This window comes from Nonomuraea sp. NPDC050536, assembly GCF_044457685.1.
Classification (GTDB): domain Bacteria; phylum Actinomycetota; class Actinomycetes; order Streptosporangiales; family Streptosporangiaceae; genus Nonomuraea.
Genome location: NZ_JBITHD010000002.1, coordinates 453,334 through 475,702 on the forward strand (window position 1 = coordinate 453,334; position 22,369 = coordinate 475,702).

Annotated in this window: 20 protein-coding genes; 11 read left to right on the top strand and 9 right to left on the bottom strand. The window is 70.1% G+C overall.

Annotation, left to right across the window (positions count from 1 at the left end; translation table 11 throughout):
* Nucleotides 1–54: 54 nt before the first annotated feature.
* Together ACIBHX_RS09085 and ACIBHX_RS09090 are read right to left on the bottom strand one after the other, a co-directional pair.
* Nucleotides 55–1,029, bottom strand: coding sequence for a malate dehydrogenase (locus tag ACIBHX_RS09085; protein ID WP_397065732.1), 975 nt, complete (start codon nucleotides 1,027–1,029; stop codon nucleotides 55–57).
* A 55-nt stretch (nucleotides 1,030–1,084) separates the two neighbouring features.
* Complete coding sequence (locus ACIBHX_RS09090; protein WP_397065733.1) at nucleotides 1,085–2,956, bottom strand: serine/threonine-protein kinase; 1,872 nt, start codon at nucleotides 2,954–2,956, stop codon at nucleotides 1,085–1,087.
* Between the two features lie 111 nt (nucleotides 2,957–3,067).
* Here ACIBHX_RS09090 and ACIBHX_RS09095 point away from each other — a divergent pair, with 111 nt between their 5' ends.
* Both ACIBHX_RS09095 and ACIBHX_RS09100 read left to right on the top strand, forming a co-directional pair.
* On the top strand, nucleotides 3,068–4,198 hold the full coding sequence (locus ACIBHX_RS09095) for a saccharopine dehydrogenase family protein (protein WP_397065734.1): 1,131 nt from the start codon (nucleotides 3,068–3,070) through the stop codon (nucleotides 4,196–4,198).
* An 11-nt stretch (nucleotides 4,199–4,209) separates the two neighbouring features.
* Nucleotides 4,210–5,502, top strand: coding sequence for a hypothetical protein (locus tag ACIBHX_RS09100; RefSeq protein WP_397065736.1), 1,293 nt, complete (start codon nucleotides 4,210–4,212; stop codon nucleotides 5,500–5,502).
* Here the strand turns inward: ACIBHX_RS09100 and ACIBHX_RS09105 are convergent.
* Nucleotides 5,499–6,023 (bottom strand): hypothetical protein, encoded by a 525-nt coding sequence (locus tag ACIBHX_RS09105; RefSeq protein WP_397065738.1) that lies wholly within the window; start codon nucleotides 6,021–6,023, stop codon nucleotides 5,499–5,501. The two genes, ACIBHX_RS09100 and ACIBHX_RS09105, sit on opposite strands and share 4 nt — an antisense overlap.
* Nucleotides 6,024–6,128: 105 nt before the next feature.
* Here ACIBHX_RS09105 and ACIBHX_RS09110 point away from each other — a divergent pair, with 105 nt between their 5' ends.
* Both ACIBHX_RS09110 and ACIBHX_RS09115 read left to right on the top strand, forming a co-directional pair.
* Entirely contained in the window at nucleotides 6,129–7,172 is a 1,044-nt protein-coding gene (locus ACIBHX_RS09110; protein WP_397065740.1) for a hypothetical protein, read from the top strand.
* On the top strand, nucleotides 7,081–7,803 hold the full coding sequence (locus ACIBHX_RS09115) for a hypothetical protein (protein WP_397065741.1): 723 nt from the start codon (nucleotides 7,081–7,083) through the stop codon (nucleotides 7,801–7,803). The genes ACIBHX_RS09110 and ACIBHX_RS09115 overlap by 92 nt, the downstream gene beginning before the upstream one ends.
* 33 nt (nucleotides 7,804–7,836) lie before the next feature.
* Here ACIBHX_RS09115 and ACIBHX_RS09120 read toward each other — a convergent pair whose 3' ends face one another.
* Entirely contained in the window at nucleotides 7,837–8,871 is a 1,035-nt protein-coding gene (locus ACIBHX_RS09120; protein ID WP_397065742.1) for a polysaccharide deacetylase family protein, read from the bottom strand.
* Between the two features lie 445 nt (nucleotides 8,872–9,316).
* Between ACIBHX_RS09120 and ACIBHX_RS09125 the strand changes: the two genes are divergently transcribed.
* On the top strand, nucleotides 9,317–11,506 hold the full coding sequence (locus tag ACIBHX_RS09125) for an NADP-dependent isocitrate dehydrogenase (protein WP_397065744.1): 2,190 nt from the start codon (nucleotides 9,317–9,319) through the stop codon (nucleotides 11,504–11,506).
* A gap of 24 nt (nucleotides 11,507–11,530) precedes the next feature.
* On the opposite strand, the gene ACIBHX_RS09130 is transcribed toward ACIBHX_RS09125, so the two are convergent.
* Together ACIBHX_RS09130 and ACIBHX_RS09135 are read right to left on the bottom strand one after the other, a co-directional pair.
* Nucleotides 11,531–11,827 (bottom strand): DUF3017 domain-containing protein, encoded by a 297-nt coding sequence (locus ACIBHX_RS09130; protein ID WP_397065746.1) that lies wholly within the window; start codon nucleotides 11,825–11,827, stop codon nucleotides 11,531–11,533.
* A 52-nt stretch (nucleotides 11,828–11,879) separates the two neighbouring features.
* Entirely contained in the window at nucleotides 11,880–13,004 is a 1,125-nt protein-coding gene (locus tag ACIBHX_RS09135) for a citrate/2-methylcitrate synthase (RefSeq protein WP_397065747.1), read from the bottom strand.
* 423 nt (nucleotides 13,005–13,427) lie between these two features.
* On the opposite strand from ACIBHX_RS09135, the gene ACIBHX_RS09140 reads away from it, so the two are divergent.
* Together ACIBHX_RS09140 and ACIBHX_RS09145 are read left to right on the top strand one after the other, a co-directional pair.
* Nucleotides 13,428–14,078 carry an FHA domain-containing protein gene (locus ACIBHX_RS09140; protein WP_214320786.1) on the top strand — a complete coding sequence of 217 codons (651 nt, stop codon included), beginning with the start codon at nucleotides 13,428–13,430 and terminating at the stop codon, nucleotides 14,076–14,078.
* Between the two features lie 62 nt (nucleotides 14,079–14,140).
* Nucleotides 14,141–15,007 carry a polysaccharide deacetylase family protein gene (locus ACIBHX_RS09145; protein WP_397065748.1) on the top strand — a complete coding sequence of 289 codons (867 nt, stop codon included), beginning with the start codon at nucleotides 14,141–14,143 and terminating at the stop codon, nucleotides 15,005–15,007.
* Here ACIBHX_RS09145 and ACIBHX_RS09150 read toward each other — a convergent pair.
* Together ACIBHX_RS09150 and ACIBHX_RS09155 are read right to left on the bottom strand one after the other, a co-directional pair.
* A complete protein-coding gene (locus tag ACIBHX_RS09150; RefSeq protein WP_397065750.1) occupies nucleotides 14,960–16,066 on the bottom strand; it encodes an anhydro-N-acetylmuramic acid kinase in 1,107 nt (368 codons plus the stop codon). The two genes, ACIBHX_RS09145 and ACIBHX_RS09150, sit on opposite strands and share 48 nt — an antisense overlap.
* 4 nt (nucleotides 16,067–16,070) lie before the next feature.
* Nucleotides 16,071–17,597: a glycoside hydrolase family 10 protein gene (locus tag ACIBHX_RS09155; RefSeq protein ID WP_397065751.1), complete on the bottom strand. Its 1,527-nt coding sequence runs from the start codon at nucleotides 17,595–17,597 to the stop codon at nucleotides 16,071–16,073.
* Nucleotides 17,598–17,687: 90 nt separating this feature from the next.
* On the opposite strand from ACIBHX_RS09155, the gene ACIBHX_RS09160 reads away from it, so the two are divergent.
* Genes ACIBHX_RS09160 through ACIBHX_RS09175 form a run of 4 tightly spaced genes read left to right on the top strand, consistent with a single transcriptional unit; the run spans nucleotide 17,688 to nucleotide 21,430 of the window.
* Nucleotides 17,688–19,118, top strand: a complete 1,431-nt coding sequence (locus ACIBHX_RS09160; protein WP_397065753.1) for a glycoside hydrolase family 3 protein — start codon at nucleotides 17,688–17,690, stop codon at nucleotides 19,116–19,118.
* Nucleotides 19,115–19,975, top strand: coding sequence for a MurR/RpiR family transcriptional regulator (locus tag ACIBHX_RS09165; protein ID WP_397065755.1), 861 nt, complete (start codon nucleotides 19,115–19,117; stop codon nucleotides 19,973–19,975). The genes ACIBHX_RS09160 and ACIBHX_RS09165 overlap by 4 nt, the downstream gene beginning before the upstream one ends.
* 50 nt (nucleotides 19,976–20,025) lie before the next feature.
* A complete protein-coding gene (locus ACIBHX_RS09170) occupies nucleotides 20,026–20,562 on the top strand; it encodes a TetR/AcrR family transcriptional regulator (RefSeq protein ID WP_397065757.1) in 537 nt (178 codons plus the stop codon).
* Nucleotides 20,563–20,614: 52 nt separating this feature from the next.
* The gene (locus tag ACIBHX_RS09175; protein ID WP_397065759.1) at nucleotides 20,615–21,430 is read left to right on the top strand and encodes an MBL fold metallo-hydrolase; all 816 of its coding nucleotides are present in this window, start codon (nucleotides 20,615–20,617) and stop codon (nucleotides 21,428–21,430) included.
* On the opposite strand, the gene ACIBHX_RS09180 is transcribed toward ACIBHX_RS09175, so the two are convergent.
* Nucleotides 21,427–22,275, bottom strand: a complete 849-nt coding sequence (locus tag ACIBHX_RS09180) for a bifunctional methylenetetrahydrofolate dehydrogenase/methenyltetrahydrofolate cyclohydrolase (protein WP_397065761.1) — start codon at nucleotides 22,273–22,275, stop codon at nucleotides 21,427–21,429. The two genes, ACIBHX_RS09175 and ACIBHX_RS09180, sit on opposite strands and share 4 nt — an antisense overlap.
* Between the last annotated feature and the right edge of the window lie 94 nt (nucleotides 22,276–22,369).

Consider the following 22,369-nt stretch of genomic DNA (forward strand, 5'->3'; position numbering starts at 1 on the left):
CATGAAGAGCATGAAAAACGGCGCGCACCTGGGTGCGCGCCGTGAAAGTGGACCTCAGATGAGGCCGAGGGACTTCACCGCGTCGCGCTCCTCGATGAGCTCGGCGACGGAGGCGTCGATGCGCTCGCGGGAGAACGCGTCGATCTCGAGGCCCTGGATGATCTCGAACCGGCCGTCGACCGCGCGGACCGGGAAGGAGGAGATGAGCCCCTCCGGCACCCCGTACGAGCCGTCGGAGACGATCGCCGCAGAGGTCCAGTCGGTGCCGTTGACCCAGTCGTAGACGTGGTCGATCGCGGCGTTGGCGGCCGAGGCGGCCGAGGAGGCGCCGCGGGCCTCGATGATGGCGGCGCCGCGCTTGGCGACCGTGGGGATGAACGTGTCGCGCAGCCACTCCTGGTCGACCTGCTCAGCCGCGACCTTGCCGCCGACCTCGGCGTGGAACAGGTCGGGGTACTGGGTGGCGGAGTGGTTGCCCCAGATGGTGATGTTCTTCACCTCGGTGACCGGGACCTGGAGCTTCTGGGCGATCTGGGAGATCGCGCGGTTGTGGTCGAGGCGGGTCATCGCGGTGAAGCGCTCGGCCGGCACGTCGGGCGCGTGCTGCTGGGCGATGAGCGCGTTGGTGTTGGCCGGGTTGCCGACGACCAGGACCCTGATGTCGTCGGCCGCGTGGTCGTTGATCGCCTTGCCCTGCGGGCCGAAGATGCCGCCGTTGGCGCCGAGCAGGTCGCCGCGCTCCATGCCCGCCTTGCGGGGCATGGCGCCGACCAGCAGGGCGACGTTGGTGCCCGCGAAGGCGACGTTGGGGTCGTCGGTGATCTCGATGCCGGACAGCAGCGGGAACGCGCAGTCGTCGAGCTCCATCGCGGTGCCCTCGGCCGCCTTCACCGCCTGCGGGATCTCCAGCAGGCTCAGCTTCACCGGGACGTCGGCGCCGAGCAGCTGGCCCGACGCGATGCGGAACAGCAGGGCGTAGCCGATCTGACCGGCGGCTCCGGTGACGGTTACCTTGACGGGCGTGGCCATGGCCTTCCCCCAACTCAACGGGATTCGATGGTGACGTTCGGATGTTACCCGCTCGTCATCCGCAGGGTTCCATCGCGGGCACTTTCAGCTCCGGAGTGAAGCCAACCTCGCCGAAGTACTTGGTGAGCAGCGCCTTCATGGTGCCGTCCCGGTAGAAGCCCTTGATCACGCCGGTGACGGCCTTGCACGTCTTGGCGTCGCCCTGCTTGATGCCGACGGCGTAGCGCTCGTCGTCGAGCTGGGCGCCCAGGATGCGGAAGCGCAGGTTCTCCCTGCTGGCGAAGCCGGCCAGGATCAGGTCGTCGCCGGGGATGGCGTCGACGCCGCCGTTCCTGAGCAGGTCCATGCACTGGGCGTAGTTGCCGGCGGGCACCGGCTCGATCTTCACCCGCGACTGGACCTCGCCGACCGACGGGCTGTCGGGCGCGCACAGCTTCTTGCCCTTGAGGTCGGCTAACGTCTTGATCGAGTCGCCGTCCCGGATCAGCACGTCGTGGTGTGCCAGGTAGTACGGCCCGGCGAACTGGACCTCGCTCTTGTCGATGGAGTACGTGGCCAGCACCATGTCGACCGTGCCTTCGGCCAGCATGTCGGCGCGGGTGGCCTTGGTGACCTTGGTGAAGACGGTCTGCTTGGCGCCGAGCGCGGTGGCGATCCGCCTGGCCAGCTCCACGTCGAAGCCCTCGAAGCCGCCGTTGCGCTGCAGGCCGATGCCGGGCAGGTCGACCTTGACGCCGATGGTGACCTTGCCGGTCTGAGCGATCTTGTCAGCGACCGCCGTGAAGGCGGCGGGCTGGGTGGGGTTCTTGCCGGAGGTGGGCGGCGTGGTGGTGGTGGTCGGCTGCTGCCCGAAGGCCAGCGGCAGGAAGCCGTTCGCCAGCAGGGCGACGGCGGCGGCCGCGAGCAGCACCAGGGCCATGATCAAGCCGATCCACACGCCCAGGCGCCGCCTGCGCGCCGGCGGAGGCGGCGGGGCGACCCGCAAGGGGGGCGCCTGGGCCGTCTCGGCAACGGGCTTCTGCTCCGTGACCGCGGTCGGCAGCTTCGGGATGGGCATCGTGTCGTCGCCGGCCAGCTGCGCGGCCCTGTTCATGACGGCGGTGGAGGCGCCGGCGGTCTCCGGCTGGCCGAGCAGCCGCAGCAGGATCTGGTCGGCAGAGGGCCGCTCGGCCGGCGACTTGGCCAGCGCCGCGCGCACCACCCCGCGCAGCGGCTCCGGCATGACCTCGACGTCGACCTCGTGGTTCAGGATCCGGTTGAGCACGACCGCGATCGAGTTGCCCTCGAACGCGGTCTTCCCCGTGGCCGCGAACGCGATCGTCGCGCCCCAGGCGAACACGTCGGTGTAGGGCCCGACGTCGTCGCCCGCGATCTGCTCGGGCGCCATGTAGGCGGGCGTGCCGATGGCGCGGCTGGTGATCGTGCCGGTGGAGTCGATGATCCGGGCGATGCCGAAGTCCACCACGCGCGGCCCGTCCGCCGCGATCAGCACGTTGTCGGGCTTGAAGTCGCGGTGCACGATCGAGGCGTGGTGGATCGCGGTCAGCGCGGTCGCCGTGCCGATCGCCAGCCGGTCCAGCGCGGTGCCGTGCATCGGCCCGTCGCCCTCGACCACGTCGCGCAGCACCCGCCCGTCGATGTACTCGCTGGCGATGTAGGGCGTGTTGCCGTCGAGGTCGGCCTCCATGACGCGGGCCGTACAGAAGGAGGCGACCCGCTGGGCCGCCTTCAGCTCCCTGGCGAAGCGCGATCTCGCGATCGTGTCGCCGGAGAACTTGACGTGCAGCAGCTTGATCGCCGCCCGCTCTCCCTGCTCATTGACGCCCAGGTAGACGATGCCCTGACCGCCCTCTCCGACCCTGCCGGTCAGCCGGAAGGACCCCAGCTGGCTGGGATCGCCGGCAACCAACGGCGAGATCTGCGGCATTCGTCTTCCCCACGTGTACTCAAAGCCTGACGAGGCAAACTTTACGACGCCCAGGAAGCTCTCAGGGAACCGTTAACCGTTCGTGATCCAGTGAGATGGAGGCTTCGCACCATGTACGACATCGTGCTCTTCGGCGCCAGTGGATTCACCGGCGCCCTCACCGCCGCTTACCTCGCCGAGGTCGCCGGCCCCGAGGTGCGCTGGGCGCTGGCCGGGCGTGACAGGGCCAAGCTGGAACGCCTCGGTCTCGACGCACCGATCCTGATCGCCGACGCCGGCGATCCCGCGTCGCTGGCCGCGATCGCGCGGCAGGCGCGCGTGGTCGCCACCACCGTCGGTCCTTACATCAGGTACGGCGAGCCGCTCGTCGCGGCGTGCGCGGAGGCGGGGACCCACTATCTGGACCTGACGGGCGAGTCGGAGTTCGTGGACCGGATGTACGTGCGCTACCACGATCGGGCCGTGGCGTCGGGGGCCAAGCTGGTGCACGCGTGCGGGTTCGACTCGATCCCCCCGGATCTCGGCGTGCTGTACACGGTCAGCCAGTTGCCGGAGGACGTGCCCCTCCGCGTGTCCGGATATTTGCGGACTCGTTTGCAGCCGTCAGGCGGCACCTTCCAGTCGGCCCTGTCGATCATGTCGCGCCCGCGGCAGATGCTCGAGGCGGGCACCCAGCGCCGCTCGGCCGAGCCCGCGCTCGCGGGCCGCCGGGTCAGCTCGCTGCCGGGCGGCCTGCGGTACGTGGGCGGGTGGGCGCTGCCGATGCCCACGATCGACCCGCAGATCGTCGGCTACTCGGCCCGCCTCCTCGACCGCTACGGCCCCGACTTCACCTACCGGCAGTACTTCGCCATCAGGCGGCTCCCGCAGGCCCTCGCCCTCGCGACCGGTGCCGCCGCCCTGGCCGGAGCCGCCCAGATCCCTCCGGCCCGCCGCTTCCTGTCGACCCGCCTCCAGCCGGGCGACGGCCCCAGCCCCGAGCAGCGCGCCCGCAACTGGTTCAACCTCACCCTCATCGGGGAGGGCGCCGGCCGCCGTGTCCGCACACAGGTAACAGGCGGCGACCCCGGCTACGACGAAACCGCCAAGATGCTCGCCCAAGCCGCCCTCTGCCTCGCCTTCGACGACGTCCCCGACCGATCGGGCCAACTGACGCCCGCCTCGGCCATGGGCCACCCCTTGATCACCCGCCTCACCCAATCCGGCATCACCTTCTCCACAAAGGAGGTGATTGATCACTAACCTCACGTTTCATGCGCAGCCTCGCCGGATTCCGTGACTTCGTGCGAGAGCACGAGCACGACCTCGTCACGACCGCTCTCCAGCTCACCGGAACTCGCGAGTCCGCCGAACGGCTGGCCGCGGCGGCGCTGCGCGACGTCGGCCTGACCTGGCCTCCACCGCCCTGGCCGACCCCGGCCGCGCACGCCCGCCATGCTCTCTACCGGCGTTTCCTCGCGACGACGACCATCCCACTCGCCGAGCGGCACCGCCGCCTGGCCGCGGTCGCCGATGCCCCGGCCGCGTCCCCTCAGCCGGTCGCACCCGGGTTCGCGGACCGGGTTCTCCGGTCGGTCAGGTCGCGCCGCCTGGGTCGGGTGCTGGTTCCCGCGGCGGTGCTGGTGTGCGTGGCGATCGCCGCCCCGCCGGTCTGGGACCACGTACGGCCGGCGGCGCCCGTGAGCATGCCGCCCGATTTCGCCACGCCGACGCCCCGGCCGGCCGCCTGGAAGATCCCCCGGACGGAGTTCACGATCCGCTTCGCCGTACCCGATGAGTGCCGCAGTGACGTCGGTCCCGCCGCCGCGGGGACGGTCACCTGCTCGGGGTGGGTCCTGCACCTCGGCGGCGAGAAGCACCAGAAGAGCGGCGACCTGCCCTTCCGTTCCTGCTCCGAGACGTGCTGGAGTAACGTCCGCATCCCCGACGCCGCCCGCTGGGTCGCCGCCGACGACGGCTCCATGTGGAATCTCGAACCCGCCCTCAGCTCGGACGGGCGCCGGGTCGCCTACCTCAGCGCGGTGGAGCGGCGCTACGTGGCAGCGGACCTGAGCACGGGGACCAAGGTGTATCTGACTCCCGAGCTGGCCCCCGGCGACCTCAGGGAGTCGAGCTTCGTGGTCGCGGACGGGCGTGACTTCACGGTCTCGGTGAGAGGCGAGCGCAGGCGGGTCGACTCCACGACCGGCGCGTCCAGCCCCGTCTCCGAGCCCCACGCCAAGGTCGGGGACAGGTACGACGACAGCGCCGTCGCGCCGGGCGGCCGCCTCGCGGCGGCGCTCGACACCGAGCGAGGCGGGAACGGCGGCCTGGACTTCATCGACGCCCGCAAGGGCCGGGTCCTGCGGCGCGTGGAGCTGCCGACGCTGGGCTCCGCCGCCTCGTCGTCGGAGCTGATCTCCTGGGCGGACGACGAGCGGGTGGTGATCCGCATGACGAGCGAGAACGACCTGCTCGGCTGGTTCACCGTGAGCGCGAAGACGGGCAGGCTCACCCGCATCCCCAATATCCCCGACATCCGAGACCTCATTCTCGGCAAGGCCTAGCCGTCGCGGCAGAGCGACCCGGCCGCGAGCGGCAAGGGGGTGAGGTCCTCGTCCTGGGCTGCGGTCACCGTGGTGGTGCCCCACCAGCGGGTGACCTCGATGAGTACGGGTGCGTTGGCCGTGCCGTCGCAGCGTCGTACGTCGAGGACGAGCTTCAGTCTTACGGCGGCGCCGGGCGCAAGCGTGCGGGGGAACGATCCGCCCGCGACCTCCACCAGGGACACGTCCGGTGTCTGTACCGCCACGCCGGTGATCGTGACGGGGAACCACCCGTCGTTGACGAACGTCTGGACGACCGTTGTCCTGGCCGTGCGCCGCCTGCCGGCGTCGTCCTTGGAGACGAGCGTCCGCTCCGGGCCGAAGCCGCGCTGCTCCAGCAGGGGAATCAAGGCGCCCGACCGCCAGGTCAGGAAGCAGATGAGGGAGACCGCCACAGCGGCGGCCAGGCCGAGGAGGAAACGGCGACGGCTCAGCCTCCCGACGTCGGGATCCAGCCGGGCCCAAACGTCGGCATAAATCACTTCATATCTCCCCTGTCACGCGATTTCGCATTCTGCTACATTTTCGGGCGTGATGAAAGGCATTCGTTGCTCGTAATCTGGTTCCTGGTATTGTTCACGACTCTCGTGCCTCTCGCGATAATGGCCGTCAACGTCTCTCTCGGGCCGGAAGCGGTGAAACGCTTCGCCCGCAGGCAGCAGGTCGACATCAGCGCGTTCAACGGCAACCAGGTCATCGGCTACCTCCAGGTCACGCGCCGCTGGATGTGGATCGGGCTGGCGGCCGGGCCTGCATGGACGATCGCCTCCGGCCTGACCATAAGTCCGTTTCCATTTGTGGTCGGCTGGCTTTTCGGAATTGTGGTCGCGGAGGTGGGATTCGCCAAGGGGCCCAAAGGGCGGCGGCCGATCGGCATGCGGCTTGCGCCCCCGCTGCTCGTCGCCTGCTGGCGAATCGCCGCCGCCGTCGGCTGCGCCCTGGCGGTGGCCACGGTGGCGCGGTCATTCCGCGCCGAGGTGGGCCTCGCCGAGCGGCTGGCGGCGGTCACGGCGCTCGGCGCGACGCTCGCCGTACATCTGCTGATCAGGAGCCTCGAGCGGCGGCCGCTGCCCGCGGGACCGGCCGACCTGGTCGGGGCCGAGGTGGCCGTGCGTTCCCGGTCGGCACGCACGCTGCTCGCGCTGGGCGCGGCCGTCACGCTGTGGACAGGGCTGCAGGCCGCCTTCCCGCAGCCGTCCCGCGACGCGCTCGCGCTGGTGGTGATCGTCTCGTACGGCCTGCCGCTGGTGGCCTGGGTGTCCGCGGCCTCGTCCTGGCAGGCGGTCCCGGCGCGAGAGGGCCGGTCCCTGCCGTGGGCTCCAGCAGCCGCGGTGACGCTGGCCGTGGCGGCATTCCTCGTGCCCGTTCCCGCGCCGGCGGAGGTGCCACAGCCGCAGTCAGAGCAGCAGACTGGTCGTGGCGGCGATCCTGGCCGCGGTCTGGGTGGCGCTGCCGCCGCGGACGGCGGATCGGCCCACGTTCGTCCACCCGTCGCCCACGCCCTCCGCCGCACCGGCACCGCACGAGCTGCGTGGGCGCGTGACCAGCCCGGTGCGCTACGCCTACCATCCCGAATGCGACGACGAGGTCCCCGAGTGCGAACGCTGGGTGCTGGTCTCGGTACGCGGTGACCGCTGGCGGCTGCCGGACGCCCTCTCCGACGACGTCCTCGCGCTCAGCCGGGACGGGACGCGCGTCGCCTACCCGCACAGGAAGACGAGGCGGTTGGTCGTCGCCGATCTGGAGGCGGGCACCGCCAAGACCTTTCCCGTGAAGCCGCTCTTCGATACGCCGGAGTTCTCCCTCGACGGCCGCCGTCTCCTGATCCCTGGCGCCCACCCGGTGATCGTCGACGTCGCCCGGGGCACGGTGCGCGGGGTGCCTGACGGCACGGTCCCGGTGCCGCCGGGGCACGTCACGTCCACGACGTACATCGCGTACGCCGGGGGCGGGGCGATCCGCCGCGTGACACTGCCGGGCAACCTGGTCGGCAAGCTGTCGCCCTCGGGGCGGCTGCTGGCCACGGTGCCACGCGAGGTGACTCCCGACGAGGTGATCACACCGGGCGTGCTACTCGTGGACACCGCCACCGGCAGGTCCATCCGCACGATCCCCGGGCCCGTCCAGGACGTCGTCCGATGGGAGAGCGAGAGCGCCCTGATCGTGCGGGAGAACGGCTACCAGGTCCTCGACGTCGACACCGGCGCTCGGCGTCCGCTCGGGATCGACGGTGACGACGTCGTGGTCGGCGCGGTCGGCTAGTGGGAGCCCAGGGCGAGGGCACCGCCTTGTCGCCTAGTAGGTCAGCGACCTGGCTTTGTACACCGTCCGCAGGTACGGGTTCTTGAACTTCGGGTAGGCCACGGTCTGCGGATCGCCGTCGCTGGTGTACCGCATGTCCGGGTTGCGATTGAGCCAGTCCAGCCACGCCGTCGAGCAGAACTGCGCGCAGTCGCCCTTCTTGTCCATCGCCCTGATCCGCGGGATGCCCAGCGGGTCGAAGGTCTTGGCGAACGGCGCCGGCGCCGGCGTGTAGCCGGCCAGGAACACCCCCAAGTGGTGGTAGGTGTCGCCGCCGAACTTGCCCTTGATCGCCCACTCCTTCTTGCGGGGCTGGTTCCCGTACGGCAGGGCCACCGTGATCGGCTTCACGTTGGTCAGGGAGATGATCTGCTTCTGGATGGCGCCGATCTGCTCCTCGACATCCTTCTGCGAACGGGAGTGCAGATTGATGTGGTCGCGGGTGTGGTTGCCGATGTCGAAGCCGTTGTCCTTCAGCCAGATCAGTACCTGGGCCTGCTCCTCCCTCGTCGTCTTGCCGAACATGTCGCGCGTGACGTAGAAGGTCGCCACCGGCCTGAAGCCGGGGTTCTTGGCCGCCACGTCACGCAGGATCGACACGGCGGTGTCGGCCTTGGGCGCGCCCAGCTCGTCCAGGTCGAGCTGGGACGGCGACGAGTCGTCGAAGGTCAGCACGACCGCGTGCTTGCCCGCCGGGATGTCGATCTTCCCGGTGACGTACTCGGCGGCGGTGATCGGCACGTAGCCGTCGTGAGCGAGCCGCTCGAGGTCGGCGCGGAGCTTCTCCGGCGTCCTGTCGTCCTCGGAGCCCGGGTGCTCGACGATGCGGTGATACATCAGCACCGGGATCTGGCCGAGCTCGTTGGCCTTGACCTTCGCGGCGGCGGCCACCTTCGCCGCGTGAGCCTGCTGGACCTTGGCGGCGGCCGCCACCTGGGCGGTCTGCGTGTTGGTGCTGGGCTGACCGCCGCCGCAGCCACCTACCACGACCACGGCCGCGACGGCCACCCCGAGTGCACCCAGACGCATCGCAACCCCCTCGACACGGAACGTCAACACGCAGGGCTCATCCCCCCCACCCCGCCATGCCACTCCGAGCCCGGCTAAAAGAGATCACCAAAGGTAGGGATCATTACAGGCCCCATCCGCCATGCTCCGCTACCACGCCACCAGCCGCCCCTTCGTGTCCCCCGACGTGACCCGCCGCCTCTCCTCCACGGCCTCGAACACCCCATCCCGTGACCACGAGGTGTAGGCGACCCCGCGCAATCCGTAACCTCGAAGAACAACCGCATGGCGACCCCCTTCCCGGTGCCCAGGGACACCGACGAAGGGCTCAGAGTGGAGAGCGGACCACGTTTCGGCTGGATGTGGTTACGGGGCGGACCTGGCACCTGTGAGAGCTGTCGCGGGCAGCCCCGGCAAGGGATATCTTGATATCAAGCAATCTCATTGACGTGGAGCGGACACCCCGGTGACTGATTCGACCATCATTTACACGTATACCGACGAGGCGCCTGCCCTGGCGACGTATTCGTTCCTGCCCGTGATCGAGGCCTACGCCTCCACGGCCGGGGTCCGGGTGGAGAGTCGTGACATCTCGCTGGCGGGGCGGATCATCGCCAGCTTCCCCGAGCGCCTCACCGAGAGCCAGCGCATCGGCGACGCCCTCGCCGAGCTCGGAGAGCTGGCCAACACCGCCGAGGCCAACATCATCAAGCTGCCGAACATCTCGGCCAGCATCCCGCAGCTGAAGGCCGCGATCGCCGAGCTGCAGGGCAAGGGCTACGCGCTCCCCGACTACCCGGAGGACCCGCGGACCGACGAGGAGCGCGAGATCCGGGCCCGCTACGACAAGGTCAAGGGCAGCGCTGTCAACCCGGTCCTGCGCGAGGGCAACTCCGACCGCCGCGCCCCCGCCTCGGTGAAGAACTACGCCAGGACGCACCCGCACCGCATGGGCGCGTGGTCGTCCGACTCCAAGACGAACGTGGCGCACATGACCGCCGACGACTTCCGCTCCTCCGAGAAGTCCGCGGTCATCGCCGAGTCCCAGAGCCTGCGCATCGAGCTGGTCGGCGACGACGGCACCACCACGGTGCTCAAGGAGTCGGTGCCGGTGCTCCAGGACGAGATCGTCGACGCGACGGTCATGCGGGTGGCCGCGCTGCGCGAGTTCCTGACGGAGCAGATCGCCCGCGCCCAGGCCGAGGGCGTGCTGTTCTCGGTGCACCTGAAGGCCACGATGATGAAGGTCTCCGACCCGATCATCTTCGGCCACGTCGTACGCGCGTTCTTCCCCAAGACGTTCGCCGAGTACGGCGAGCAGTTCAACCCGAACGACGGCCTGGGCGCGATCCTCAAGGACGCCAGTGACGAGGTGAAGGCCTCGTTCGAGGCCGAGCTGGCGGAGCGCCCGCGCCTGGCGATGGTCGACTCCGACCGGGGCATCACCAACCTGCACGTGCCCAGCGACGTCATCGTCGACGCCTCGATGCCCGCCATGATCCGCCAGTCGGGTCACATGTGGGGCCCCGACGGCGAGGAGGCCGACACGCTCGCGGTCATCCCCGACAGCAGCTACGCCGGCATCTACCAGGCCGTCCTCGACGACTGCCGGGCCCACGGCGCCTTCGACCCCGCCACGATGGGCTCGGTGCCGAACGTCGGCCTGATGGCGCAGAAGGCCGAGGAGTACGGCAGCCACGACAAGACCTTCGAGATCCCGGCCACGGGCACGGTCCGGGTCGTCGACGCCGCCGGCCAGGTGGTGCTCCAGCACGCCGTACAGCAGGGCGACATCTGGCGCATGTGCCAGACCAAGGACATCCCGGTGCGCGACTGGGTCAAGCTGGCCGTCACCCGGGCCCGCGCCACCGGTGACCCGGCGGTGTTCTGGCTCGACGCCGAGCGCGCCCACGACGCCGAGCTGATCGAGAAGGTCAACGCCTACCTGCCCGAGCACGACACCGACGGGCTCGACATCAGGATCCTGGCGCCGGTCGAGGCGATGAAGCTGTCGCTGGAGCGCATCCGCAGGGGCGAGAACACGATCTCGGTCACCGGCAACGTGCTGCGCGACTACCTGACGGACCTGTTCCCGATCATGGAGCTGGGCACCAGCGCCAAGATGCTGTCGATCGTCCCGCTGCTGAACGGCGGCGGCCTGTTCGAGACCGGCGCGGGCGGCTCGGCGCCCAAGCACGTCCAGCAGCTGCTCAAGGAGAACTACCTGCGCTGGGACAGCCTGGGCGAGTTCCTCGCGCTGGCGGCCAGCTTCGAGCACCTGGCGACCAAGACGGGCAACGCCCGGGCGAAGATCCTGGCCGACACGCTCGACCGGGCGACCGCCACGTTCCTCAACGAGAACAAGTCGCCCACCCGCCGCGTCGGCGGCATCGACAACCGCGGCAGCCACTTCTACCTGGCCATGTACTGGGCACAGGAGCTGGCCAAGCAGACCGACGACGCCGAGCTGGCCGAGGCGTTCAGCGGGCTGGCCGAGACGCTGGGCGAGCAGGAGAAGACCATCGCCGACGAGCTGATCGCGGTGCAGGGCTCGCCCGCCGACATCGGCGGCTACTACCAGCCGGACCCGGAGAAGGCCACGGCCGTGATGCGGCCGTCGCGGACGTTCAACCAGGCGCTGGCCGACCTCGGTTGATCCGTGAGGGGGATGACCTGCGGGTCATCCCCCCAGCAGGTTCAGGATCATCGCCTTGAGCGTGTCGTTGCCCAGGATGAGCGACGTCAGGACGACGGCGAAGCCGCCGAGGCCCATGACGATCATGTCTGCCCGCTTGCTGCGGACGGCGAGCTGCCCGCCGTAACCGGCGAAGCGGAGAGCGGCGGCGATCATGAGGACCGCGCCCAGCGCGAACCCGCCCCAGCGCGGATCGATCAGGAAGATCACCGCAACGCTGACGACCGCACCCGCCAGAATCAGCGGGTACGGTCCCCAGCTCTCACGCTTCGAGTCGTTCACGCGGGCTTACAGGCCTGCGTTGACATGGTTCCTCGCTCTCCCCGGCCCAGACTCACCGCTCGTCGATGGGCTTCCACTTCTGATCCCGTTCCCCGATGTACTCGCTGTCAGGGCGGATCAGGCGGTTGTCGGCGTGTTGCTCGATCACGTGGGCCGTCCAGCCGGACATGCGGCTGATAGAGAATACCGGCGTGAACAGGTCGGTCGGGATGCCGAGGTAGTGGTAGACCGAGGCCGCGTAGAAGTCGACGTTGGGATAGAGGCCCTTGGTCTCGAAGACGACCTCCTCCATCTCCTTCGACATGCGGTAGTAGGTGTCGTCGCCGGTGGACTCGGCCAGCTCGGCGGACATCCTGCGCAGGTGCGTGGCGCGCGGGTCCTCGGTCTTGTAGACGCGGTGGCCGAAGCCCATGATCTTCTCGTGCGCGTCCAGCTTCTCCCGTACGGCCTGCGCCACGTTGCCCGGTGAGATCGACTCGAGCGTCTTCATGACCTGCTCGTTGGCGCCGCCGTGCAGCGGGCCCTTGAGCGTGCCGATGGCGGCGACGATGGCCGAGTGCATGTCGGACAGCGTGGCGGCGCACACGCGGGCGGCGAAGGTCGAGGCGTTCATCGTGTGGTCGGCGTGCAGCACCAGGCAGGTGTCGAAGAGCTCCGCCTCGCGCCGGCTCGGGACGCGCCCGGTGACCTGCAGGAGGAAGTTGCCGGCGATGCTCAGCGACGGGTCCGGCTCGGGCGGCGCGTCCTTGCCCGTGCGGGCGGCGTGGTACTGGGCGACCAGCAGCGGCTGCTGTGCGGTCAGACGGGCGGCCTTGCGCAGGTTCGCGTCAGGGGCGATGGAGTCCTTGTCCGGGTCGTCCGCCCCGGCCAGGGAGACCAGCGAGCGGAGCGCCTCCATGGGTTTCTGCTTGCTCGCGATCTCCGGGATGTTGTGGGAGACGAGGGCGCCGAGCGCGCGGCCGTCGTGCAGCTCGTCGATGTAGGCGGCCAGCTCGGCGCGGGTGGGCAGCTTTCCGCGCTGCAAGAGGTGGGCGGTCTCTTCGAACGTCGTACGGCCGGCGAGATCATGGATGTCGTATCCGCGATAGAAGAGCCGGCCGGCCTTCCCGTCAATGTCGCTGAGCGCTGTGGACGCGGCTACGACATCGGCCAGGCCTTTCGTGGGCTTGTCCGCCATGAGTGTTTCCTCCGCTTATCTTCGGTGGAAGTCTACCCGTGAGCAGGCAAAACCGTCCGCAAAGGTCCAGACCAATTTCACGCCGGATTCTCCTTATGGCAAAGGCGATTCCGCATCCCCTCGTTTGGGTAAGCCGGAGCTGTAGCAATAGTTACGGCGGGCTACCCCCATGGGTGTGGCACGCCCCGGTCAGCCGTGGGAGGAACTGCCGTGCCTGTGGGAAGCGCGGCGCCGTTCAGTCATAGGCACACATAGGGCTCACATGTCATAGGCGCACATTGGGCTCACATAGGGAAAGGAACTCCCATGCCAGGTGAAGGCATGGGGGCGTCCATTCCCAGACTCAACTGAGGGAAGGAACTGCCGTGTCCGGGAGGGCACGCCGCCGTTCATTCGCAGACTCAACTGAGGGAAGGAACTGCCGTGGAGGGGCCGTTCATTCGCATCGAGGACACAGGCGAGGTTGTCCCGTTGCGCCCCGAGATCACGACGGTCGGCAGGGGACGCGGGGTGGACATCCGGCTCACTGATCCCAGCGTGTCTCGACTCCATGCCGAGTTCGTCAGGCGAGGACCCTACCTGTACGTCGTTGACCTGGGCCTGTCCCGCAACGGCACGCGGGTGAATGGCAGGCCGATCGCGCGGAGGGTGCTGGACGACGGCGACGTCGTCTCCTTCGGCGCGGCGCGCGGCCGCATCGGAGGGGTCCCGCGGGAGGACTTCACCCCGGAGGTCGAGCTGCGCAGGGCGGCCGCTCCCGAGCTGACCAGGCGCGAGGTGGACGTGCTGACGTCGCTGTGCAGACCGGCGCTGTCGGATGAGGCCTTCGTCGCCCCCGCGACGGCCCGCGAGATCGCCGACGACCTGGTGGTCACCGAGGCGGCGGTCAAGCAGCACCTGCTGCGGCTCTACCAGAAGTTCAGGATCCCCGAGGGCACCAACCGGCGCACGCGTCTGGCCAACGAGGTCGTGGCGCTGGGGCTGGTCCGCCCGACCCCGGTGGTGCCGCCGCAGCGGTCGGCGGGCACCGCGCCCGAGGCGCAGCCCTCGACGGCGGGTCGCCGCGCGTCCTGACGAGTTAGAAAGACTCACATATCGGGACGCAACTTCGGGCCTCGGCGGGGAGTCTCACACCCGTGAGATTCAACAGGATCTGGACGTTGCTGGGCGCGGGCGCCATGACCGCTGCCTTGATCACGCCTCAGCCCTCCGCCGCGGAGGCCCCGGCCGACATGCCGAAGGCCGACACAGCGCCGACCCCCGTGCCGACCACCCCTGTGCCGACAACCCCGGCGCCGACAACCCCGGCGCCGACAACCCCCGTGCCGACCACCTCAGCGCGGACCACCCCGGCGCCAGTCGCCAGCGAGCCCGTTCCGGTCGACACGGCGCCGGTGGACTGCTCGGCGGTCAAGTGCGTGGCGCTCACGTTCGACGACGGGCCGGGCATATATACCCCGAAGCTGTTGACGCTGCTGGAGCGTCAGCACGCCAGGGCCACGTTCTTCGTGGTCGGCTACAACACCCGGCGCTATCCCAAGGTGCTGCGCCGGATCGTGGGCGACGGGTTCGAGCTCGGCACGCACACGCAGTCGCACCCCGACCTGCGGTGGCTGCCGCCTTCCAGGGTCCGGGCGCAGATCAGGGGTCCCATCGACGACATCGTCGCCGCCGGCCAGCCCGCGGTCACGCTGTTGCGCCCGCCGTACGGCGCGACGAACGCCAAGGTGACCAAGGTCGCCAGGAAGCTCGGGCTGGCGCAGATCCTGTGGAGCGTGGATCCGCAGGACTGGGCCGTCCACAACTCGCGCAGGGTGGCCGGCCGGATCCTGTCGCACGTCAGCCGCGGCTCGATCATCCTGGTCCACGACATCCACCCGACGACGGTCGGCGCCATGCCCAAGGTGATCAAGACGCTCCAGAAGCGCGGCTTCCACCTGGTCACCGTCTCGCAGCTACTGGGTCCGAAGCTCGAACCTGGCCGCAAGTACTTCCGTCAGTGACGGTGACAGCTCCAGCGGACCGGCGCCGGGGGTGATCGTGCCCAGCACGCGCGCCCCCGACGCGCCGGTACAGCTGGGCACGGTGGCGGGCAGCCCGTGCGCGGTCAGCCAGCCGAACAGCGAGAACGCGATCGCCTCCTTGGCGTCCGACGGCACGCCCAGCTCGTCGCTCGGCACCACACTCGCGGTGACGCGCTCGCGCAGCATCCGCATCAGCGTCGGGTTGCGCACCCCGCCGCCGGAGACGACCAGCGTGTCGAGCCGGTGCCTGCGCACCTCGGCGGCCACGGTCTCCGCGGTGAGCGCGGTCAGCGTGGCCACCAGGTCCGCCTGCGGCAGGCCCAAGGTGACGTAGCCGGGGGTGAACAGCTCCTTGCCGGTGCTCTTGGGCGGCTCGAGCGCGTAGTACGGCTCCTGGAGCAGCTCGTTCAGCAGGCCCTCGTCGACCTTCCCCGCCGCCCCCAGCTCCCCGTCCCTGTCGTACGGCGGGGCCGCCGCGTCGATGAGCGCGCACGCGGGCCCGGTGTCGTAGGCGATGGCCGGTTCCCGCACGGTGAGGTTGGCGATGCCGCCGAGGTTGAGGGCCCCCGAGCGGCCCTCGACCCCGGCCAGCAGCAGCAGGTCCAGGTAGGACACGAGCGGGGCGCCCTGCCCGCCCGCGGCCACGTCCCTGGCCCGCAGATCGGAGACGACGGGCAGCCCGGTCCGCTCGGCGATCCAGGCGGGCTGGCCGAGCTGGAGGGTGCCGCGCACGACGCCGTCCTCGACCCAGTGGTAGAGCGTCTGTCCGTGCGAGCACACCAGGTCGGCCTCCACGCCGGCCGCCACGTCGGCGAAGGCCTGGCCGATGAGCGTGTCCAGCGCGCACACCTCGGCCATGTCGACCTTCGCCGGGGGCAGGGCGTTCTTGATGCGGGTCCGCAGTTCCGGTGGATAGGGCCGCTCGCCGGCGTGCGTGATGACGCCGGTGAGCACGCCGTCCCCGTCGAGCGACCAGTCCACGACCGCGCTGTCGATGCCGTCGTGGGACGTGCCGGAGATCAGCCCGAGGACCCGCACAGGCTCACACCACCCTGAATCCGTGGGAGGGCCTGCTCGTGCGGCCCACCCTGTCCACCGCCACCGTGTAGTAGCGGTCTCCCCGCTTGCCGTCCGGGTCGGTCCAGCGGGCCTGGCGGCCACCGGGTACGACCGCGACCAGGTTGCGGGCGTCGTCGAATGACACGTTCCCATCCGAGGAACGGAAGATCGCGAACTGGAACGGCTCGTCGCGTCCCGTGGCCACCGTACGGACCTCGACCCTGTTGGCGCGGCGCAGCGCGTAGGCCACCACCGGGCGGCTCGGCGGCTCCCCGCCGGCCAGCCTGGGCAGCACGGGCGGCAGCGCAGGGTGCTGGTAATGGTCCTTGACCGCCGTCGTGATCGAGCCGATCCGGTCGTCGCGCACGTCGCCCGCGCTGAACCAGATGTCGCCGCTGACCTGTGGGTGGTCGCGGTTGAGCGTGAGGTGCTTGGACAGCTCGGCCGGATCCTGCCACTGCGGGGCGGTCTGGGCCGGGTCGCCCGCCTTGTAGGCGGCCTGGCCGATCCACAGCAGCGTGTTCGTGCCGTCGGCCACGTCCGACCACCAGGGGATGAGCTTGCTGTAGTCGGCCGGCGGCTGGCCGATGTACCAGTAGATCTGCGGCGCGATGTAGTCCAGCCAGCCCTTCTTGACCCAGCCGCGGGTGTCGGCGTGCAGGTTGTCGTAGGACTGGCCGCCGGCGGTGTCGGAGCCCAGCGGGTCGCTGGACTTGTTGCGCCAGATCCCGGACGGGCTGATGCCCCACGAGACCTCGGGCTTGGCCTGCCGTACGCGCTGCTGCATCTCCGAGACCATCAGGTCGACGTTGTTGCGGCGCCAGGTGGCCAGGTCGGGGAAGCCGGCGCCGTACTTGGCGAAGGCGGCGCTGTCGTCGAAGGCGGTGGTGTTGGTCGGGTAGAAGTAGTCGTCGAAGTGCAGGCCGTCGATGTCGTAGCGGGTGATCGCGTCGAGCATCGCGTCCTGGCAGAACTTGCGCACCTCCGGCATGCCGGGGTTGTAGTACAGCTTCCCGCCGAACGGGAGGATCCAGTCGGGGTGCTGGCGCCCGGGATGCGAGGGGTGCAGCTTGGCCGGGTCTGACTGCATGGAGACCCGGTAGGGGTTGAACCAGGCGTGGAAGGTCAGGCCGCGCTTGTGCGTCTCCTCGACGAGGAAGGCCAGCGGGTCGTAGCCGGGGTCCTGACCCTGGGTGCCGGTCAGCCACTGCGACCACGGCTCGAAGGACGAGGGCCAGAAGGCGTCGGCGGTCGGCCTGATCTGGACGAAGACCGAGTTCAGCTTGCGCTGGATGGCTAAGTCGAGCCAGGCGAGGTATTCGGCCTTCTGCTCCTCGACGCTCAGACCGGGCTTGGACGGCCAGTTGATGTTGACCACGGACGCGATCCACATGCCGCGCATCTGGCGCAGCGGCGGGATGTAGCCGGTATCGGCGAACGCGGGTAACGGTACTGCGGAGGCGGCGACGGCGAGGGCGAGACCCTTCAGGACTGTCCTTCTGCTGGGCATGTGGGGGGTGCCTCCCGGGAAGCGGTTGTGTCGAGGGCGACGATGACAGAAAATTACCTTCAGATCAATAAATGTGAAGGAAAATGCCGCATGCCTGATGACCTGTACCGACTCGCTCTGACAGTGCTCCAGCCCGGCTACGAGGAGACGTCCGTTCCCGACTGGCTGCGCAGGCTGCTGGGCGAGGGCCTGGGCGGCACGGTCCTGTTCGCGCGCAACGATCCGAGCAGGCAGGTCGTCGACCAGTTGCGCGCCGAGAACCCCGGCGTGGTCGTCGCGATCGACGAGGAGGGCGGTGCGGTCACCCGCCTCGAGGTCTTCACCGGCAGCTCCTTCCCCGGCAACCGGGCGCTGGGCGTCGTCGACGACGTGGCGCTGACCGAGCGCGTGGGACGCCAGATCGGCCGGATGCTCGCCGAGGCGGACATCACGCTCAACTACGCGCCCTCCGCCGACGTCAACTCCAATCCCGCCAACCCGGTCATCGGGGTGCGCTCCTTCGGTCCGACCGTCGACCTGGCCTCCCGGCACACGGTCGCCTACGTCAACGGTGTGCAGGGCGCCGGCGTCGCGGCCTGCGCCAAGCACTTCCCCGGCCACGGCGACACGATCACCGACTCGCACCTGAGCCTGCCCACCGTGCACGCCGCCCGCGAGGTGCTCTTCCAGCGCGACCTGCCGCCGTTCCGCGCCGCCGTCCGGGCGGGGGTGCGCGCGGTCATGACGGGTCACCTGCTGGTGCCGGCGCTGGATCCCGAGGTGCCCGCGACGCTCAGCCGTACCGTGCTGACCGAGCTGCTCAGGGGCGAGCTCGGATTCGACGGGATGCTCGTCACGGACGCGATCGAGATGCGGGCGGTGGCCGCGCTGTTCTCCCCCGGCGAGATCGCCGTCCGGGCGCTGGCCGCCGGGGTCGACGCGATCTGCATGGGCAGCGCCTCCGAGCGGCTCGTGCGCGAGGTGTGCGAGGCGATCGTCGCCGCGGTCCGCGCCGGCACGCTGCCGGAGGAGCGCCTGGCCGAGGCGGCCGCGCGCGTTCTGTCCCTGTCGGAGTGGTACGGCAAGCAGTCCGACCTGCGCGAGCAGGCGGTCGCCGACCTCGACGCCGAGGCCGGGCTGGAGGCGGCGGCCAGGGCGCTGACCGTGACAGGCGCGGGCAGGCTCGAGCGGGCGCCGCTGGTGATCGAGGTCAACACGCGCTTCAACCGGGCGGTCGACCCGGCCACGCCCACCGGCATCACCTCCGCGCTCACCGCGGTGCTGCCCGGCACGGCTCGCGTCCAGCTCACAGCCGGCGACGAGCTGCCGCCCTTCGACGAGCGGCCCGTGGTGCTCGTCGTGCATGACGCAGCGCGGCACGACTGGGTGCGGGAAAGGGTGGCCCAGGCCGTCGCCGCCCGCCCGGACGTGATCGTGGTCGACACCGGCATCCCGGACGAGCCGGCGGGCGGGATCCACATCGCCACGCACGGCATCTCCCGGGTGGCCGCGCGGGCGGCGGCCGAATGGCTGACCCGATGACGAACGAACCGGCGAACCCGGTCGCCGCGGTGCGTGCCGTACTGCCGTCACTCACGCCCGCGGCGCAGGCCATCGCACGGATCATCCTGGACGACCCCAGGCTGGTCGTGCGGAGCACGATCACCGAGTTCAGCGCGGTGTCGGGCACGAGCGAGGCGACGATCGTGCGCACGGCCAGGGCGCTGGGCTTCGGCGGCTACTCGCAGATGCGCTTCGCGCTGGCTGCGGCGGTGGCCAAGGAGCCGGAGCGGCTCGTACCCGGCGACCTCGGGCCTGACGACCCGCTCACCGACGTGATCGCCAAGGTGGCGCGCGCCGAGTCGGACGCGCTCGCCGACACCTCCGCCCAGCTCGACCCCGTGCAACTGGGCGAGGTGGTCTCCGCCATCGCCGAGGCCCGCAGGGTCGACGTGTACGGCGTGGCCGCCTCGGGACTGGTGGCCGCCGACATGTCGCAGAAGCTGCTGCGCATCGGGCTGTCCAGCCACCCCTTCAGCGACGCGCACCTGGCGCTGACCAGCGCGGCCCTGCTGCAGTCAGGCGACGTAGTGGTGGCGATCAGCACCAGCGGCGAGACGCCCGACGTGCTGGTACCCGCCCGCACCGCGAAGGAGGCGGGCGCGATGCTGATGGCGATCACCAACAACCCGCGCTCGTCGCTGGCCGAGCTGGCCCACCACACGCTGGTCTCCGCCGGGCGCGAGACGGCCTTCCGCCCGGGGGCGCTGGCCAGCCGGATCAGCCAGCTGCTGATCGTGGACTGCATTTTCGTCGGCCTGGCCCAGCGCACCTACGACACGGCCGAGGCCGCCATCCGCGCCACCCGCGCGGCCACCGACCGCTACCGCGGACGCTGATCGGCCTCCGCACTTGACAGTGAATATGAAGACCGGTCTATTATTCATGCATGGGACAGAAGGGGCAGGAGACCCGGGCACGGCTGCTCGACGCGACGCAGGACCTGATCGAGTCGGGCGGCTACTTCGCCGCCGGGCTCAACCAGATCATCGCAGCCAGCGGCGCGCCACGCGGCTCGGTCTACTTCCACTTCCGCGGCGGCAAGGACGAGATGGTCGTGGAGTCCCTGACCCGCGCCGCCGACGCGATCACCGCCGCCATCAAGGAGCTGGACGCCGAGACCCCGCGCGAGCTGGTGCAGCGGACGCTGGGGCTGCTAGGCGACCGGCTGGAGCAGTCGGATTGGCAGAAGGGCTGCCCGATCGCCACGGTCGCCCTCGATGTGTCGGGCAACAACGACGAGGTACGGCAGGCCTGCTCGGCCGCCTATACCGCGTGGGAGCGAGCCCTGCGTGACCGCATCGGCTCCGACGACCTGGCCACCGCCGTGCTCGCGTTGATCGAGGGGGCGATCCTGCTGGCCAGGACCCACCGCAGCAGGGAGCCGCTCGAGCGCGCGGGGCGGGTGATCGCCACCCTCCTCTAGCTTTTTCACGTCCACAAAATATGTAGACCGGTCCATTATTAAGGAGCCCGTCATGAAGGTCCATCACCTCAACTTCGGCACCATGCGCGAGATCGACCCCGAGCACGACGGCCTCGCCCCCGCGTCCGCCCTCAACCACTGCCTGCTCGTCGAGACGGACTCCGACGGGCTCGTGCTCGTCGAGACCGGGTTCGGCACCGTGGACGTGGAGCGGCCCGTGGAGGCGCTCGGGCAGACGTTCCTCGACAGGACCCAGGCCGTGCTCGATCCCGCCGAGACCGGCGTGCGGCAGCTGGCCAGGCTCGGCTTCGCGGCCGAGGACGTGCGCCACATCGTGCTGACCCACCTGGACCTCGACCACTCCGGCGGCCTGCCCGACTTCCCCGAGGCCAAGGTCCACCTGCACGACGCCGAATACCGGGCCGCGATGGCCGCCACCAGCACGCACCCGGAGCACGCGCTGCGCTACCGGCCCGCGCACTGGGAACACCGGCCGCACTGGGTCACCTACGAGACGCGCAAGGGCCTGTCGTGGTTCGGCTTCGACGCCCTGGAGCTGGAAGGACTGCCCTCGGACATCCTGCTCGTCCCGCTGCCCGGGCACACCGAGGGGCACTGCGCGGTGGCCGTGAAGGACGGCGAGAAGTGGCTACTCCACGCCGGCGACGCCTTCTACTACCACGGCCAGATCGACCCGGAGGCACGCTGGGAGATCCCGCTGTGGAACGCTCTCGAGGAGATCGCCACGATCCACCGGCCCCTGAACATGGGCCAGCAGGCCCGCCTGCGCGAGCTACTGCGCGAGCACGGGGACGAGGTCGAGGTGTTCTCGGCACACGACCCCTGGGCGTTCCAGCGCTACGTCTAGAGGCGCTTCTCGGCGGCCTCGACCACGTTGGCCAGTAGCAGGGCCCGGGTCATCGGGCCGACGCCGCCGGGGTTCGGCGTGAGGAAGCCGGCCACCTCGGCCACGTCGAGGGCCACGTCACCGGCGATCTTGCCGTCCACGCGGGAGACGCCCACGTCGAGCACCGCGGCACCGGGCTTGACCATGTCCTTGGTGATGAGCCCGGGCACGCCCGCCGCCGCGACCACGATGTCGGCGTGGCGCACGTGGGCGGCCAGGTCCTGGGTGCCGGTGTGGCAGAGGGTGACCGTGGCGTTCTCCGACCGGCGGGTCAGCAGCAGGCCGAGCGAGCGGCCGACCGTGATGCCGCGGCCGACCACGGCCACCTCGGCGCCCTTGATCTGCACGCCGTACTCCTGCAGGAGCAGCACGATGCCGTGCGGCGTGCAGGGCAGCGGCGCGTCGACCATGTGCACCAGGCGACCCAGGTTGACCGGGTGGAGGCCGTCGGCGTCCTTGGCCGGGTCGATCTTCTCCAGCAGCGCCATCGTGTCCAGGTGCTTGGGCAGCGGGAGCTGGACGATGTAGCCGGTGCACTCGGGCGAGGCGTTGAGCTCGTCGAGCGCGGCCTCGACCTCGGCCTGGGTGGCGGTCTCCGGCAGGTCGACGCGGATCGAGGCGATGCCCACCTCGGCGCAGTCGCGGTGCTTGCCCGCCACGTAGATCTGGCTGCCCGGGTCGTCACCGACGAGAACGGTGCCCAGGCCGGGGGTGATGCCGCGCGCCTTGAGCGCGGCGACGCGGGCAGTGAGGTCGGCCTTGATCTTGGCGGCGGTGGCCTTGCCGTCCAGCTTCGCAGCGGTCATGGGACCCAATACTTCCACGAGATCAACGACGCCCGGCACCGGCCTCCCACCTATGGCGGCCATCGATTGACATCGTTGTCATAGGACGGTTCGC